This window comes from Geobacter argillaceus (assembly GCF_007830735.1).
Classification (GTDB): domain Bacteria; phylum Desulfobacterota; class Desulfuromonadia; order Geobacterales; family DSM-12255; genus Geomobilibacter; species Geomobilibacter argillaceus.
In genome coordinates this window covers 252,788-268,005 of the sequence record NZ_VLLN01000001.1, presented here as the reverse complement: position 1 = coordinate 268,005, position 15,218 = coordinate 252,788, and the positions used below count along the sequence as shown (strand labels likewise).

At 60.4% G+C, this 15,218-nt stretch carries 16 protein-coding genes and 2 riboswitches; of the genes, 5 read left to right on the top strand and 11 right to left on the bottom strand.

Translation table 11 applies throughout. From position 1 onward, the window contains the following. Position 1 precedes the first annotated feature (1 nt). Positions 2-1,216: an MFS transporter gene (locus JN12_RS01215; RefSeq protein ID WP_145017250.1), complete on the top strand. Its 1,215-nt coding sequence runs from the start codon at positions 2-4 to the stop codon at positions 1,214-1,216. Between the two features lie 4 nt (positions 1,217-1,220). Here the strand turns inward: JN12_RS01215 and JN12_RS01210 are convergent, their stop codons facing one another. The 4 genes from JN12_RS01210 to JN12_RS01195 form a co-directional block, all read right to left on the bottom strand. Then, entirely contained in the window at positions 1,221-3,122 is a 1,902-nt protein-coding gene (locus tag JN12_RS01210) for an ATP-binding cassette domain-containing protein (protein WP_145017248.1), read from the bottom strand. Between the two features lie 143 nt (positions 3,123-3,265). After that, the gene (locus tag JN12_RS20625) at positions 3,266-4,495 is read right to left on the bottom strand and encodes a DUF5666 domain-containing protein (protein ID WP_246125700.1); all 1,230 of its coding nucleotides are present in this window, start codon (positions 4,493-4,495) and stop codon (positions 3,266-3,268) included. Between the two features lie 197 nt (positions 4,496-4,692). After that, positions 4,693-4,769: riboswitch (cyclic di-GMP riboswitch) on the bottom strand. A gap of 138 nt (positions 4,770-4,907) precedes the next feature. Then, a riboswitch (cyclic di-GMP riboswitch) is annotated at positions 4,908-4,984 on the bottom strand. Between the two features lie 105 nt (positions 4,985-5,089). After that, the gene (locus tag JN12_RS01200; protein WP_145017246.1) at positions 5,090-5,452 is read right to left on the bottom strand and encodes a translation initiation factor Sui1; all 363 of its coding nucleotides are present in this window, start codon (positions 5,450-5,452) and stop codon (positions 5,090-5,092) included. A gap of 21 nt (positions 5,453-5,473) precedes the next feature. Then, positions 5,474-6,685 (bottom strand): class I SAM-dependent rRNA methyltransferase, encoded by a 1,212-nt coding sequence (locus JN12_RS01195; protein ID WP_170241806.1) that lies wholly within the window; start codon positions 6,683-6,685, stop codon positions 5,474-5,476. 415 nt (positions 6,686-7,100) lie between these two features. Between JN12_RS01195 and JN12_RS01190 the strand changes: the two genes are divergently transcribed. Further along, entirely contained in the window at positions 7,101-9,131 is a 2,031-nt protein-coding gene (locus JN12_RS01190; RefSeq protein ID WP_145017244.1) for a molybdopterin-dependent oxidoreductase, read from the top strand. 30 nt (positions 9,132-9,161) lie between these two features. Here JN12_RS01190 and JN12_RS01185 read toward each other — a convergent pair whose 3' ends face one another. The 7 genes from JN12_RS01185 to hemL all read right to left on the bottom strand — a co-directional run bounded on the left by JN12_RS01185 (position 9,162) and on the right by hemL (position 13,520). After that, positions 9,162-9,752 (bottom strand): DUF502 domain-containing protein, encoded by a 591-nt coding sequence (locus JN12_RS01185; protein ID WP_145017242.1) that lies wholly within the window; start codon positions 9,750-9,752, stop codon positions 9,162-9,164. Positions 9,753-9,945: 193 nt separating this feature from the next. Next, a complete protein-coding gene (locus tag JN12_RS01180; RefSeq protein ID WP_145017240.1) occupies positions 9,946-10,233 on the bottom strand; it encodes a hypothetical protein in 288 nt (95 codons plus the stop codon). 220 nt (positions 10,234-10,453) lie between these two features. Then, positions 10,454-10,729: an ATP synthase F0 subunit C gene (gene atpE / locus JN12_RS01175; protein ID WP_145017238.1), complete on the bottom strand. Its 276-nt coding sequence runs from the start codon at positions 10,727-10,729 to the stop codon at positions 10,454-10,456. Positions 10,730-10,833: 104 nt separating this feature from the next. Continuing rightward, positions 10,834-11,523: a F0F1 ATP synthase subunit A gene (locus tag JN12_RS01170; RefSeq protein ID WP_145017236.1), complete on the bottom strand. Its 690-nt coding sequence runs from the start codon at positions 11,521-11,523 to the stop codon at positions 10,834-10,836. Between the two features lie 5 nt (positions 11,524-11,528). Next, positions 11,529-11,912 (bottom strand): ATP synthase subunit I, encoded by a 384-nt coding sequence (locus tag JN12_RS01165; protein WP_246125698.1) that lies wholly within the window; start codon positions 11,910-11,912, stop codon positions 11,529-11,531. After that, positions 11,896-12,135: an AtpZ/AtpI family protein gene (locus tag JN12_RS01160; RefSeq protein WP_145017232.1), complete on the bottom strand. Its 240-nt coding sequence runs from the start codon at positions 12,133-12,135 to the stop codon at positions 11,896-11,898. The genes JN12_RS01165 and JN12_RS01160 overlap by 17 nt, the downstream gene beginning before the upstream one ends. Positions 12,136-12,236: 101 nt before the next feature. Further along, positions 12,237-13,520 (bottom strand): glutamate-1-semialdehyde 2,1-aminomutase, encoded by a 1,284-nt coding sequence (hemL, locus tag JN12_RS01155; RefSeq protein WP_145017230.1) that lies wholly within the window; start codon positions 13,518-13,520, stop codon positions 12,237-12,239. A gap of 264 nt (positions 13,521-13,784) precedes the next feature. Here hemL and JN12_RS01150 point away from each other — a divergent pair, with 264 nt between their 5' ends. Genes JN12_RS01150 through JN12_RS01140 form a run of 3 tightly spaced genes read left to right on the top strand, consistent with a single transcriptional unit; the run spans position 13,785 to position 15,172 of the window. Continuing rightward, positions 13,785-14,141, top strand: a complete 357-nt coding sequence (locus JN12_RS01150) for an NADH-quinone oxidoreductase subunit A (protein ID WP_145017228.1) — start codon at positions 13,785-13,787, stop codon at positions 14,139-14,141. Next, positions 14,132-14,644: an NADH-quinone oxidoreductase subunit B gene (locus JN12_RS01145; RefSeq protein WP_145017225.1), complete on the top strand. Its 513-nt coding sequence runs from the start codon at positions 14,132-14,134 to the stop codon at positions 14,642-14,644. The genes JN12_RS01150 and JN12_RS01145 overlap by 10 nt, the downstream gene beginning before the upstream one ends. Before the next feature lie 39 nt (positions 14,645-14,683). Further along, positions 14,684-15,172, top strand: a complete 489-nt coding sequence (locus tag JN12_RS01140; RefSeq protein ID WP_145017223.1) for an NADH-quinone oxidoreductase subunit C — start codon at positions 14,684-14,686, stop codon at positions 15,170-15,172. Positions 15,173-15,218: the final 46 nt, after the last annotated feature.

The following is a 15,218-nucleotide window of genomic DNA, read 5'->3' as shown; positions in this document are numbered from 1 at the left end:
CATGACAGGTGACTGTGCAGCAACATTTGAGGGCGGACTGATCCGCAGCGGTACGAAGAGCTTCCGGCATGTGAACCTGGCCCTCTTTGCCTCCGGTTTCGTCACCTTTGTTTCCCTCTACGCGGTCCAGCCGCTTCTGCCGGTGTTCGCCCGTGAATTCGGGGTTTCGCCGGTACACGCCAGTCTGCCGCTCTCCATCGCCACCGGTGCCATGGCGATCTGCATGCTGGTTGCCGGCACGGTCTCGGAAACGTGGGGCCGCAAGCCGATCATGACCATCTCACTGGTGCTCACGTCGCTTCTGGCGATCCTGACCGCGTTCAGCCAGACCTTCACTGCCCTGGTTGTTGTGCGACTGCTTCAGGGGATTGTGCTGAGCGGGCTACCGTCGGTTGCCCTGGCCTATCTGAACGAGGAGATCGATCAGTCCTCGGTCGGTGCGGCCGTGGGGTTGTACATCAGCGGTAATGCCATCGGTGGCGTGACCGGCCGCATCCTCACGGCCGTTCTGACCGATCTCTTTTCCTGGCGCGTCGCCCTCGGCACCATCGGGGTCATCTGCCTGGGACTTACCCTGGTGTTCATCTACACCCTGCCGCCTCCCACCATGCTCAAACGGCGGCCGTTCAAGGCCGGGTACCTGGTTACCTCGCTGGTGCAGCATCTGCGGGAACCTGGTCTCGCCAGCCTGTTCGGCCTGGCCTTTGTGGCCATGGGATGTTTCGTTACCCTCTACAACTACCTGACCTTCAGGCTGATTGCGCCTCCCTACAGTCTGAGTCAGACAATCGTCAGCCTGGTCTTTGTCGTCTATTTCATCGGTTCGGGGAGTGCCACCACGGCAGGCCGGCTGGTCAACCGGTTCGGCCGCAGCGCAATCATCCGGTTCTCTCTCATGGTGATGCTCGCCGGCGCCCTGCTTACGTTGGCACAGCCACTCTTTTGGGTCATCGCCGGCGTGGCGCTCTTTACCGCCGGCTTCTTCGGTGCCCATGCCGTTGCCTCGGGCTGGGTGGGGCGGCGGGCGAAGACCGCCCTGGCCCAGGCCTCGTCGCTCTACTTCTTTTTCTACTACCTGGGCTCCAGCGTCTCCGGCACGATTGGGGGGTATTTCTGGGTCCATGGGGGGTGGCACGGGGTGGCAGGTCTCATCGGCGTGCTGCTTGCAGTGGCACTGGCCATCACGGTACGGCTGTCGCGTCTGGCAACGGAATAGTGGATCACTGTCCTGACTGGTCCCTGATCCCCTCCAGCTCTTCCCACCTCTGATAGGCCGCGGCCAGTTCCTCTTCCAGCTCTGCCAGCCGGGCATTGATCGTCGCCACCTCGGTCCCTGCGGTTCGGTAGAACTCCGGGTCGGCAAGGTTTCGGTGCAGTCCTTCCTGTTCCTCCTCCAGGCCGGCGATCCGTTCCGGCAGGGCTTCCAGCTCCCGCTCCTCCTTGAAGGTGAGTTTGCGGGGGCGGTCGGCCGCTTTGCGTGGTTTTTCCGGCACCGACTTTGCCGCCGCCGGCAGGGCCGGGGTCTCGGCTGCCGCCTGTCGCAGCCAGTCGGCATATCCCCCCACGTATTCCCGCACCGTGCCATCCCCACCCAGGACCAGGGTGCTGGTCACCACATTGTCCAGGAACTCCCGGTCGTGGCTCACCAGGAGCAGGGTGCCGGAGTATTCGGCGAGCAGCTCCTCCAGCAGGTCCAGGGTCTCGGCGTCCAGGTCGTTGGTCGGCTCGTCCATTACCAGCAGGTTGGACGGCTTGCTGAAGAGCTTGGCCAGGAGGAGGCGGTTGCGCTCGCCGCCGGAGAGTATCCGCACCGGTGTCCTCGCCCGGTCCGGAGAGAAGAGGAAGTCCTGCAGGTAGCCGATGACATGGCGGGGCTTGCCGTTGATCATCAGGGTGTCGTTCCCCTCGCCCACGTTGTTCTGGACGCTCTTGTCCAGGTCGAGCTGCTCACGCAACTGGTCGAAGTAGAGAACCTCCCGGCGGCTGCCGAGCTGTATCGTCCCTTCCCGGGGCTCCAGCCGCCCCAGCAGCAGCCGAAGCAGGGTGGTCTTGCCCGAGCCGTTCGGGCCGATGATCCCCACCCGGTCGCCCCGCATGATGGTGGTGGTCAGATCCCGGATGACCGGCTGGCCGTCAAAGGCAAAGGTGGCCCCTTCCGCCTCGACCACCAGGGCCCCGGACCGGTCGGCCTCTTGGGCCCGCAGCTTTACCTGGCCGGTCCTCTCCCGCCGCTGCCGCCGTTCCTCCCGCATCTTCTTCAGCGCCCGGACCCGCCCTTCGTTGCGGGTCCGGCGGGCCTTGATCCCCTGCCGTACCCAGACTTCCTCCTGGGCCAGTTTCTTGTCGAACAGGGCCTGGCGGGTGACCTCCGCCGCCAGCAGTTCTTCCCGCCGCTCCACGAACGCTTCGTAGCCGCAGGAAAAGGCGTAGAGCTTGCCCCGGTCCAGTTCGGCGATCCGGTTGGCGAGCCGCCGGGCAAAGGCCCGGTCGTGGGTCACGAACAGGAACGTCTTGACCTGCTTGAGGAGGAATTCCTCCAGCCAGACGATGGTATCGATGTCCAGGTGGTTGGTCGGCTCGTCCAGGAGCAGGATGTCGGGGGCGCCCACCAGCGCCCGTGCCAGAAGGGCGCGGCGCTTGGTGCCGCCGGAGAGGGTGGTGAACAGGGCATCCGGGTCGAGGGAGAGGCGACTGAGAATCCGCTCCACCTCCTGGTGCAGGTGCCAGCCGCCGGTCTCTTCCAGGGCCTTCTGCAGCTGCTCCAGGCGGGAGAGGAGTTCCGGGCTCGCCTTGGCTGACAGTTGGTGGCTGACCTGGTGGTACTCGGCCAGGAGATCGGTGGCCGCACCCATGCCGCCGGCCACCACATCAAAGACGGTACCTTCTAGCCCCCGGGGGATTTCCTGGGAAACCAGGGCGACCTTGAGCCCCTGTTGCCGGTCGATGTCGCCCGATTCAGGCGGGAGTTCGCCGCTGATGACCTTCAGCAGGGTCGACTTGCCGGTGCCGTTGCGCCCCAGCAGGCAGAGCCGGTCGCCCGGTTCCAGTTGCAGCGAGACGCCGTCGAAGAGCGGTGGCCCACCAAAGGCGAGGGTGATGGCGCGAAGGGAAATGAGTGCCACGGTAGCTCCAATATGTTCGGGTTGATAGAGGGCACATAATCTCCTTTTTCACGAGGCGCGTCAACCGTCAGTGATGCTAAAGGAAAGGGGAGTGGCGCAGTGCCTCTCCCCTTTCCTTTGCAGCGTGATGTTGACTGATATGGCTAGTTGGCGTTCACGAATGCCTTGATATCGGTCAGGTTGGTCGCGGAAAGCGTGATCCCGTTATGCCCGGCTACACCGGCTGTCGGGAATTTGCTGCTGATCAGGCTCCCCTTGCCGGACAGGTTGGGTGCGAACCCGGTAGCGTCGTAAGTGCCGAGGCTGTGGCAACCGGCACAGTTGGCATCATAGACGGCCTTACCCGGTAGCGGCGCTGGTGTCGGCGTTGGCGTAGGCGTTGGGGCCGGAGCCGGTGCCGGTGCCGAACCGGAGAGTATGGTCACCTTGGTGGCCACGATTGCCCCGTTGGTGATGAACCCTTCCACCTGCACCTTGACGTTGTTTGCCAGGCCGGTAAGGTTGAGGGCGGAGGCGTCAACGGTAATGCCGTTCACCATGAAGCTGGACTGCGACGCGAAGCTTGTCACCATCCCTTCCAGGCGGACGCTTTGGCCCTCTTCAGGCTCGATCTCGGCCTTCTTTACTTCGATTTCGGATGCGGCCAGCGTTCCGGTCAGACCGGAGAGGGTTCCCTCGACCTTCACGAAGGCACCGACCGAGAGCTGTGACGGCAGTTTCTTGTCGGAGGTCACCTGCAAGGGGCCGATGGTGAACGATTGGTCAACCACGCTGGTCACCGTCCCCCGGATCTTCACCGGGGTGCTGTTGGCGACAAACGGGGCGGACCTCTTGTGGATGCGGGTCGCCTGGATGATCCCACCTTCGCCGGGGAGGCCGTCGATCTTCACCATGTCGCCGGCGGCAAGAGCGGCCAGGCCGGAGATGCCGCTGAAGCGGGTGAAGGAGTCCACGAGCACGGTTTGGCCGAGGATGGTCAGCTTTCCCCCGGCAGCGTCGACAGCGGCAACCGGTCCCTTCAGCAGGTTCTCGTGATGTATTTCCCGCGCCTCCCCCTTCTTCCCGTCGTGATCGCCGCGGATTTCGACGACCATCCCCACCTGGAGTTGGTCGTCGGAGGGGTCGTCCTTGTTGTCCAGGACAATCGACGCGCCAGCCACGTCGAACTGTACGCCGTTGATGGCCAGAGTTCCGACGGGCGCTTTGGCAACGATGCCGGTTGCCTGGGTGCTGTTGGAGATGTCGGTTATCACGCCGCTGGTGAACTTGGCGGGAGCGGCGACGTTGCCGGTGGAACCGCCGCTGCCACACCCCGCAAAGGAGAGTGCGCTCATTGCCAGTATCGCTGAAGTGATAATGTGTTTGTAGTTCATAAATCCTCCTGTAATACGTAAATCGTGATTGCGGTTGCTGCTTCGTGTCGTCTCATGTCCGATGCGAATTGGCCAGATTCCCATCGGCGACATGCCCGGAACGCCGAGATCGTCGTCCTTTGGATCTTTTCACCTCCCGAGTGGCGACCGGCGTTTGCGCAACAAAAAAGCCGGGTTGCCGAAAATATCGTGGATATTTCGGCAACCCGGCTGTCTCGGTGAGACCCTGTAGGCTTTCCGCCCCATCCTCGCGGATGGTTTAGTATTATCGTCTATCGCCTATGTTTTGTGTCGACCGGACAACTGCTGCCGGGGAGGCACAAAATGTTCGCTAAGCGTTACTGGGGGTAGCTTGTCTCCTGTTTCGTATTTTTGGCAACAAAAAAGCCGGGACCGATATCTGTGCAGATATTTCGGCGACCCGGCTGTCTCGGTGAGACCCTGTAGGCTTTCCGTCCCATCCTCGCGGATGGTTTAGTATTATCGTCTACCCACTAATTGTCCTTCTCTGTGCAGAGGAACCATAAATTAATGAGTCAGAGGAGTCAATACAAAAATTTTCAATAGTACAAAGTTGTTAATTAAATAAACCACCTAGCCGCCGGCGCGCTTGACTGTCATTCCCCGCTGTGTCAGTTCGGCCACGAGGAGATCACAGTGGTCGCCCTGAATCTCGATAATTCCGTCCTTTACCGTGCCGCCGGTACCGCAGCGGCGTTTCAGCGCGCCGGCCAACTCCTTGACCGCCTCGTCAGTGCCGGTGATCCCGGTCACCACTGTCACGGTCTTGCCGCCGCGGCCCTTGGTTTCCCGCCTGACCCGGACAATGCCGTCGCCTGCCGGCCGAGCTGCCTGTTTCCGGCAGATGCAGGCAGCTACGGCCTTGCCGCAGCCGGGGCAGACACGGCCCAGCTGCGACGACCAGACCAGCGATGAGCCGGCGTATTTCTTACTCATGGCTTCGCTCCCTGAATCCTGTTACGGCGTACACTTCACGCAGATGGCATATTTGAGATAGCGCCCTTCCGGGAAGGTAACCGGGTAGGGGAAGTCCTCAGGCTGGCCGGCCAGGGTGATGACCCGCAGGTCGCTACCGGCCTGCAGGGCGCCGCGGCGCAGCTCCTTCAGGTAGTCGGCTGTGTCGACTTTCTGGTGGTTGGACGAGGCGATCAGGAGTCCGCCATCGGTCAGCAGGGGCAGGGCGGCTGCCACCAGATCGGCGGTGCCGCCACGGGTGGTGAAACGGCTCCTGGCTGTGGTGGAAAAGGACGGCGGGTCCATGAGGATGACATCGTAGCGTTTCTGGTTGTGGGCCAAGTCGGCCAGTACGGCCAGACAGTCGCCGACGATGAATTCGTGCCGTTTCGGGTTGAGCCGGTTGGCGCCGAAGTTGGCGCGCCCCCATTCGGTGTAGCCGGGCGAGGCGTCCACACTGGTCACCAGGGTGGCCCCGGCTGCTGCAGCCGCCACCGAGAAGGCCGCAGTGTAGGCAAAGAGGTTGAGCATCCGCTTGCCGCGTACCCTTGTCATCAGGTCCCGGCGGTTACGGCGTTGGTCCAGGAACAGGCCGGTGTTCAACCCCTGCTCCAGGCTTACCAGGTACTGCAGGCCGTTTTCCCGCACCGTGAGCGGAGCCGGGGCCGGCGTGCCGGCCAGGAGCCGGCCGTAGCGCTTGGTTTCGCTTACCGCCTCCAGCTCGCGGGTCTTCTGGGGACGGGTTTTTTCATAGATCCCGGCCGGTGCTACCAGTTCCTGCAGTACTTGGGTCACGGTTCGCAGGTGCGGCTGCCAGCCGGCACAGTAGAGCTGGATCAGGAGATAGTCTCCATACCGGTCAACCGTAAGGCCGGGCAGTCCGTCTCCTTCGCCATTCACCAGTCGGTAGGCGTCGGTATCGCCAAGGTCGGCATGGGTCCGGCGGAGTTCACGGGCCGTCTCCAGCCTCTTGCGCAGCCACGCCCGATCCAGGCGGAGACGTTCCCGGCAAAGGACACGGGCGACGATCCGATCCGACGGATCAAGCAGGGCCGTGGCGATAAAACGCCCGCTTGCGTCGGTCAGTTCGATCAGTTGACCGGCACTGCCAGCCGGCCATCGCTTGGTGTAGGCGTCGGCAATGATCCACGGGTGTCCCAGTTCCAGCATCCGCACCGTCTCCGGCCCGACCATCCAGCTACCGTTTTGTTTCATTGTAACCTCTCGGCTGCGAAGGGCGGCACTCAACACGATTGCAGCATAATTGCAAGGTTGTCACATTCGCGTACGTCCCATCGGGACAGAATGCCTGTAGCCGGGGGATTCATCCCCCGGAAATGGATCAGTCTTTTCCTTCAGTCACGTACGTGACGAAAATCATGTGCCGTCCACGAAACCCGGCGATAAATCGCCGGGCTACCGGCGTTCTGTCCCTACGGGACGTAATCCGACAAAGTGGAGTCGGCTACCCGTGTTTTATACAACGAAAGCTTTCTCCGCACAATCAGACGTTATCATTCCAAAAAATGGGTAATCTCTAAGGCGCATAACCGTTTGCGTCATAAAAGTTTCCAGGCTGATTTGCTGTCACATGCGGTATACTCCTTCAAATCCCTCGTGGAGGTGTTCCATGTCCGCAACCGTCCGCCGTTCCGTCTGCCCCTATGACTGTCCCGATGCCTGCGGCATGCTGGTGACCGTGGAGAACGGCCGTGCCGTGAGCGTTGCCGGCGATCCGGACCATCCCTACACCCGGGGTCTCCTCTGCCCGAAGATGATCCGGTACGAGCAGACCGTCCATTCGCCGCGCCGGCTGACCACACCGCTTCTGCGCCAAGGCGCAAAGGGGGATGGGGCGTTCACCGCCATCACCTGGGACGAGGCGATTGAGCGGATTTGCAGCCGGTGGCAAGAGTTGATCGCGACCCACGGGGCCGAGTGCATTCTCCCTTATTCGTATGCCGGCACCATGGGGTTGGTGCAACGCAATGCCGGCCATCCGTTCTTTCACTATCTCGGGGCCTCACGGCTGGACAGGACCATCTGCTCACCGGCAAAGGACGCGGGCTGGAAGGCGGTCATGGGAGATACGCCGGGACTTGATCCCGGCGAGATGGCAGAGAGCGACCTGATCATCCTCTGGGGAATTAACGCCGTTGCCACCAGCATCCATTGCCAGCGGGACGTTCAAGAGGCGCGGCGGCGCGGCGCCGGGGTCTGGGCGATCGATACCTGGCGCACCCCGACACTGGAAGCCGCTGACGAGTCGTTTGTGGTCCGGCCGGGAGGCGACGGGGCGCTGGCTTTAGGAATGATGCATGTCCTGACCAGGAACGGACTGGTTGATCACGACTTTATCCGGGGGAACGTCGCCGGCTTCGACGAGTTCGCGGCCACCGTCCTGCCCGATTGCGCCCCGGCCCGGATGGCGCCGGTCTGCGGACTGGCGGAGGAGGATATCGAACGCCTGGCCAGGGCCTATGCCGCGGCCAGGGCGCCGTTCATCCGCCTGGGGAGCGGTCTTACCCGGTACGGTAATGGCGCCATGACCGTGCGGACCATCACCTGCCTGCCGGCATTGATCGGTGCCTGGCAGCGCCCCGGTGCCGGCCTTTTATGCGGTACGACCAGTGCCCCGGCGTTTCCGCTTTCCCCGCTGCTGCGTGAAAATTTCTCCCCCCGGCCGACTCGGTTGATCAACATGAACCGGCTGGGAGAAGCCCTTACCCGTTTGAACGACCCGCCGGTCATGTCGCTGTATGTCTATCATTCCAATCCTGCGTCGGTCACGCCGGACCAGAACGCGGTGCTTGAAGGGCTTTCCCGCCCCGATCTCTTCACCGTGGTACACGAGCGTTTCCTGACCGATACTGCCCGCTACGCCGACATCGTGCTGCCGGCAACCTCGTCACTGGAGTATGCCGACCTGTATCGCAGCTACGGCACCTACATCGCCCAGCGCTGCGACGCGGCCATTCCGCCGGTGGGGGAGTCGAAGCCGAACTGGGAGGTCTTCAGCCTGCTGGCCCGTGGCATGGGGTGGAATGAGCCGTTTTTCCGCCAGACGACCGACGGACTGATCGATCTCCTGATCGATCAGGAAACCGCCTGGCGCGGACCGGTCGCGAACGAGAGGCTGCGGCGGGGCGAACCGGTGCCGCTGACGGTGCCTACAAGTGCAAGGGGTGGGTGGCTGACTCCTTCGGGAAAGATCGAGATACTGAACCCGCTCGAGCCGGAAACGCTTCCCTGTCTGCTGCCCACCCATGCTGCCGGCGACGGTCTGCCACTCTTACTGCAATCTGCCCCGACCCCCTACGCCCTGAATGCCTCCTTTTACGAACGGGACGATCTGCGGCAGAAACAGGCGTGCATGGCGCTGCTGATGCATCCGGACGATGCGGAACAGCGCGGACTGGCCGATGGCGAGCGGGTGGCGGTAGGCAACCAAGAGGGGGAAGCACTCTTTATGCTTACGGTGACCGAGCGGGTGCCGGCGGGAACGGTGGTGACCGAGGGAGTGTGGTGGGGAGAGTTCATTGACGGCAAGCGGGGCGTCAATACCCTTACATCGCAAAGGCTCACCGACCGGGGCAACGGCAGCACGCTCTACGATGTGGCGGTCGAGGTCAGGAAGTGGGTCGTTGCTGACGATGCATAGCCGTGGTGTGTCCGTGCATTGTGCCGTTGCTTAGTGGATCACGACGCCGCCGGAAACCACGAACTTGACCGCTTCCTCGACGGTCATGCCGCTTTCGAGCACCTCGTCCTCGCGGAAGAAGAGGGCGAACCCCGAGGTGGGGTTGGGCATGGTCGGCACATAGACTACGACCAGCCGTTGACCGTCACGTTCTATCTCGGCTGTTACGAACCCTATTGCCCGGATCCCCGGGCGTGGCCATTCGACGAACACGGCACGCCGGTAGGAGCCCTTTCCCTCGCTGAACACCTTCATCAACTGCTTGCTGGACGTGTAGATCGCATTTACCAGGGGGATGCGGGACAGCAGTTCGTCTCCCCAGGTGAGGAGTTGCGTTCCCAGGACATTGGTGGCCAAGAGGCCGGTCAGGTAAATGACGATGGCGCCGGTGATCATGCCGAGACCGGGGAAGTGGGTCTCCCGGTGGCTGATGGCGCTGAACAGGTTGTCCAGGTAGACGCCGAGGATGCCGTCGGCAAAATTGAAGAGGAACTTGAGGATGAAGATGGTGATCCCCACCGGGATTACCACGAACAGACCGGCGACGAATTTCCCTCTCAGGTGGTTGAGTGCTCTTTCCATACCGTTCCCCTTACGTGGATCATCTTTGGCGAGCATACTCCGTCCCGAGCCGATGTCAACGGTCCGCCGCAGGTGAGAACCGTACCCTTTTTCACGCAACGCCGCCACGACGCAACGAAAAACCAAACAGGGAAAAAAGATCGGGTTATGACGGAAAATGAAATTGCAGCCAAGGTTATGGCCGCATCCTTTCTCATTCGCCTTCGACGGTATCGATCAGTTTTCTATACGCGTCAGCTAACGCATCTTTGAGTTTCAGCAGTTCCGCCGGGGTGTATACCTCCGTACCCTTTTCAATTTCCTTGCGTAGCCTCTCGATCCGCTGCTGGACTGTGTAGATATCATCCACACAGTTCCTCGCGAGCAGCAGACACTCTTCTCTTGCTTGCGGCTCTATGGCCGTCTCAGCCGACATGAGGGGCGAGGCGACTATCACCAGAGATACCGCCACGGCAAAAATCAGACATGCACTCCTTCTCATGGCCGACCTCCTATGATCTGCGTCATAACCTCCTTTAACTACATGATACGCCTCTTCTCGACGTCCTTGTCGAACTCGTCCGGCGTTTTGCACCAACCTCAAGGCAGCCCTCCTCTGCTGATGCTGATATCCCGCCGCGGTGGCGCTCAAATCCGAAAACGAAAAAAGGGTGCGCCTTGCGGCACACCCTTTTTCATTCATCGCCAAGAAAAACGACTAGTTACTTGGCAACCGTCTTGGCCAGCTCGACGGCGATGTCCTTGTAGGGGTTGGCGAACAGGATGATCAGGGCGACAACCAGGACGTAGATGGCGAGGGACTCGATCATGGCGAGACCGATCATCATGGTGGTCAGGATCTTGCCGGAAGCGCCCGGGTTGCGGGAAACGCCTTCAACGGCGCTCTTGACGGCGAGACCCTGGCCGATGCCGGTACCGAATGCACCGATTGCCATACCGAACCCTGCTGCCAGCATACACATTGTGAAAAAGCTCATGTTTCTTCCTCCTTCTGCAGTTTTTATAATTTTCCTAAACAGTATAGGAAAAGGGTTTTGTTAGATTATTCCAGTCACCAGTCACCAGTCACCAGTCACGGATCTTAGTGTGCTTCTTCCAGCGAGCCCTGGATGTAGATCATAGCCAGCAGCATGAACACGAAGGCCTGGATGAACGAGACCAGAACGCCCATCAGCATCATCGGGAGCGGTACCAGAAACGGTGCCAGGGCGAAGAAGATCATCAGGACCAGTTCGTGGCCGTTCATGTTGCCGAAGAGCCGCAGCGACAACGAGAGCGGACGGGAGAGATGCCCGATGATCTCGATGAAGAACATCAACGGCGCCAGCCACCAGATGGGGCCGGTGAAGTGATGGAAGTAGTGGATGCCGTGCTCCTTGATCCCGACCACGTGGGTGGAGAGAAAGACCACGATGGCGCAGGCCGCGGTGGTGTTCAGGTTGGCGGTCGGCGGATAGAAGCCGGGGATCAGTCCGATCAGGTTGGAAACCAGGACAAAGAGTGCCAGGGTGGCGATGAGCGGGAAGTAGCCACGCCCCTTTTCGCCCATGGTCTCGCTGATCATGTTTTCGATCCCGCCAATGATCACTTCCATAAAGTTCTGCAGACCGGAAGGGACTGATTTCAGGCTTTTGGTGGCAAGAATCGAAACCACCAAGAGCAGGGCCATGATCAGCCAGGTGTAGGCAACTGCATCAGCCCCGGCCTCGGAAATGTGCAGCGGCTCAAGGAGAGTGCGGAAAAACTTCAGGAACAGTAATGGATGGACCATCTTTTCTATCCTCCCGAACGGTTCGTCACCTGATAGATGGCGACCGCCATGATATTTATGACTAAGATCGACAGGCCGAGCAGGAGGCCGTAGATATCGACGCCAACCCGCACGATAAGCAGGTAGATGGCGCCTGCCAGCAGGGTCAGCCTGAATAGGTAGCGCACTTGGGCAAAACGTGCTGCCTGGCGGGCCTCAAGATTCAGCGAACGCGCCAGTATGTTTCTGAGCCAGGCAAAATTTGCCAGGGAGAGCAACCCGCCTGCCAGAACTCCGGCAGCAAACTTGGGTGCCGCAAACAACAGGCTGCCCGTTACCAGGAGAATCAGGAGGACCCACCCGCCTCGAAACAGCACGACGAGCAGATTTTCGTCACTTATCCCGGTCACGGTCGCTCTTCTTGATCTCCCTGCCGGCAATGATGTAAATGTTGCGGAAGCCGGCAGCTATGCCGAAAAAGAGGAAGATAAAGAAGAACCAGGGTTTGGTGCCGAACCACTTGTCCAACTGGAGGCCGACGATGACGCCGATGGCGATGGCCACCGCCACCGAGATCCCCATGCTGGAGACCATCCCCAGCGTGCCCAGCAGGTTTTTCTTGTCTTCATCCATTCTTACAGATCGCTTTCTAGCGGCCCCGGTCAGGGGCCGCACGAAAACTCACGCTAGATAGCATAGCTGTTATTGACTGTCAACCGAAAACAGCTTGTTTCCTACAGGGATTTGAAGCTCTTGGCTGCCGCAGCGATGGTCTGGTCAAGGTCGGACTGCGTGTGGGCGTTGGAAACGAAGGCGGTCTCGAATTGGGACGGGGCGAGGTTGATCCCCTCGGCCAGCATCAGGCGGAAGTATTTGGCGAAGGCAGCGGTGTCGCTGGTGGCCGCGCTGTTCCAGTCATGCACCTCCCCCTTGGTGAAGAAGGCACAGAACATGCTGCCGACGCGGGTGGAGTAGATCGGAAAGCCGGCGTCCTTTGCCGCTTTGGCAATGCCGTCGGCCACGTAGGCGCTCTTGTCTTCCAACTCCTTGTAGAAGCCGGGACGCTGCAATAGTTTGAGCATGGCGATCCCTGCGGCCATGGCCAGCGGGTTGCCGGAAAGGGTGCCGGCCTGATAGACGCCGCCGGAGGGGGAGAGGAGGGACATGATCTCTTTCTTGCCGCCAAAGGCACCGACCGGCAGGCCGCCGCCGATGATCTTGCCCAGGGTGGTCATGTCGGGAGTGACGCCGTACAGCTCCTGGGCGCCACCGTAGGCAACGCGGAAGCCGCACATGACCTCGTCAAAGATCAGGATAATTCCTTCGTCACTGCAGATCTGCCGGAGTCCTTCGAGAAAACCGGGCCGGGGAGGGACGGTCCCCATGTTGCCGGCGATCGGTTCGACGATTATGCAGGCAATCTCCCCCTTGTTGTCGTTCACCAGGGCCTTCACCGACTCCAGGTCGTTGAACGTGGCGGTCAGGGTCAGTCTGGCGAAGTCCTGGGGGACGCCCGGGGAGTCGGGAACCCCGAAAGTGGCGGCACCCGACCCCGCCTTGACCAGCAGGGAGTCGGAATGGCCATGGTAGCAGCCGGAGAATTTCATGATCTTGTCCCGGCCGGTATAGCCGCGGGCCAGGCGGATGGCGCTCATGGTTGCTTCGGTGCCGGAGCTCACCATCCGGACCATCTCGATGGACGGGACCGCATCGATGACCATTTTGGCCAGGGTGATCTCCATCTCCGTGGGTGCGCCGAAGCTGCTCCCCTTGTCTGCGGCAGCCTTGACGGCGGCAACCACGTCCGGGTGGCAGTGTCCGACGATCATGGGGCCCCATGATCCGACATAATCTATATAGGCGTTGTTGTCGGCATCGAAGATCCTGGAGCCGGCTGCATGATCGATGAACAGCGGGTCGGCGCCGACCGACTTGAAGGCACGGACGGGCGAGTTGACGCCGCCGGGAATTATGTTCTTTGCTTCGGCGAACAGGGTGGCGGAACGGGTGGTTGACATGGCTGCCTCCGGGAACAGTGTTTTATTAGCGTTTTGTAAAAACTGTTCGGATGGTAGCATAGTGATGTGGCAGTTTCAAGCGTGTAAGGGGCTTGAATATAAAGGAGTGTGGGGATAAATGGTGAAGATGAGAAAAAATTTTTCTGCTTGACTTCATTGGGTAAATGGCATATTGTTCGCTCGATTGTATACAGTATACGTGCCCATGCAACGCCAATTGACGGGCGAAGGCAGGGGTGGGCGTCTGAAATGGAGGAAAACACTATGCTTGGAGCGTATCTGCCGATAGTCGTCCTGGTTGCCATTGCCGTGCTCTTCGGGCTCGGATCAATCATCCTGTCGACGATCATCGGCCAGAAGAAGCCGTCGGTTGTGAAGATGCAGCCGTATGAGTGCGGGATCGAGCCTGTGGGGAGTGCGCGGGAGCGGTTCTCGATCAAGTTCTACCTGATCGCCATGCTCTTCATCCTGTTCGATATCGAAGCCGTGTTTCTCTATCCCTGGGCCATACTCTTCAAGCGTCTCGGTGTGTTCGGCCTTGTCGAGATGGGGGTTTTCATCGTCATCCTCTTTGTGGGTTATATCTATGTATGGAAAAAAGGAGCCTTGGAATGGGAGTAGGACAGCCGCTGGGCGATAACATTATCACCACGTCGCTGGATGGCCTCGTTAACTGGGCGAGGAAGTCCTCCATCTGGCCGATGACCTTTGGTCTTGCCTGCTGCGCCATCGAGATGATGGCAACCGGGGCATCGCACAACGACCTCGACCGTTTCGGCATCATCTTCCGTGCGTCGCCGCGGCAGTCGGACTGCATCATCATTGCCGGTACCGTGACCAAGAAGATGCTGCCGGTCATCAAGACCGTGTACGAGCAGATGCCCGAGCCGAAATGGGTTGTCGCCATGGGCGCCTGCGCCTGCTCCGGCGGTATTTTCGATACCTATAGCGTTGTGCAGGGAATAGACGAGGCGCTGCCGGTCGACGTGTACATTCCCGGCTGTCCGCCACGGCCCGAGGCGCTGCTTTACGGACTCATGAAGCTTCAGGACAAGATCATGAAGGAAAAGAACTCCTTCGGTGCCACCCTCGGCTTTGGCGAGCGCCTTGAGCCGGCAGCATAGACTGCATTCAGAACGACCAGGGGAAAAGGAATGTCAGAGATGGCAGAAAATAATCGTGCAGTTGTGAAACTCAAAGAGCGGTTCGCGTCGTCCATCCTGGATGTGAAGGAGTTTCGCGGTACGGTGACCGTAACGGTCAAGAAAGAGGCGATCGTCGAGATATGCCAGTACCTGAAGACCGGTCTGGCCTTCAATCTGCTTACGGACGTCACCGCGGTGGACTACCTGGGGAAGCAGGACCCCCGGTTTGTAGCGGTGTACAACCTCTACTCGATCCCCAACAAGGACCGGATACTCATCAAGGCGCCGGTCTCCGAGGCTGACTGTACCATCGATTCGGTAACCGGCCTCTGGAGCTCTGCCCTCTTCCTTGAGCGCGAAGTCTACGACCTGATGGGGATCAAGTTTAACCATCATCCAGACCTGCGACGGATACTGATGACCGACGATTGGGTAGGACATCCACTGCGCAAGGACTACCCGCTCCAGGGACCTGACCGCGAGCCATACAAGGGCCGGCTGTCGTAACCAGAACCAACAGGGCATTACTTAACGTCTAACGTAGAGGCGATCA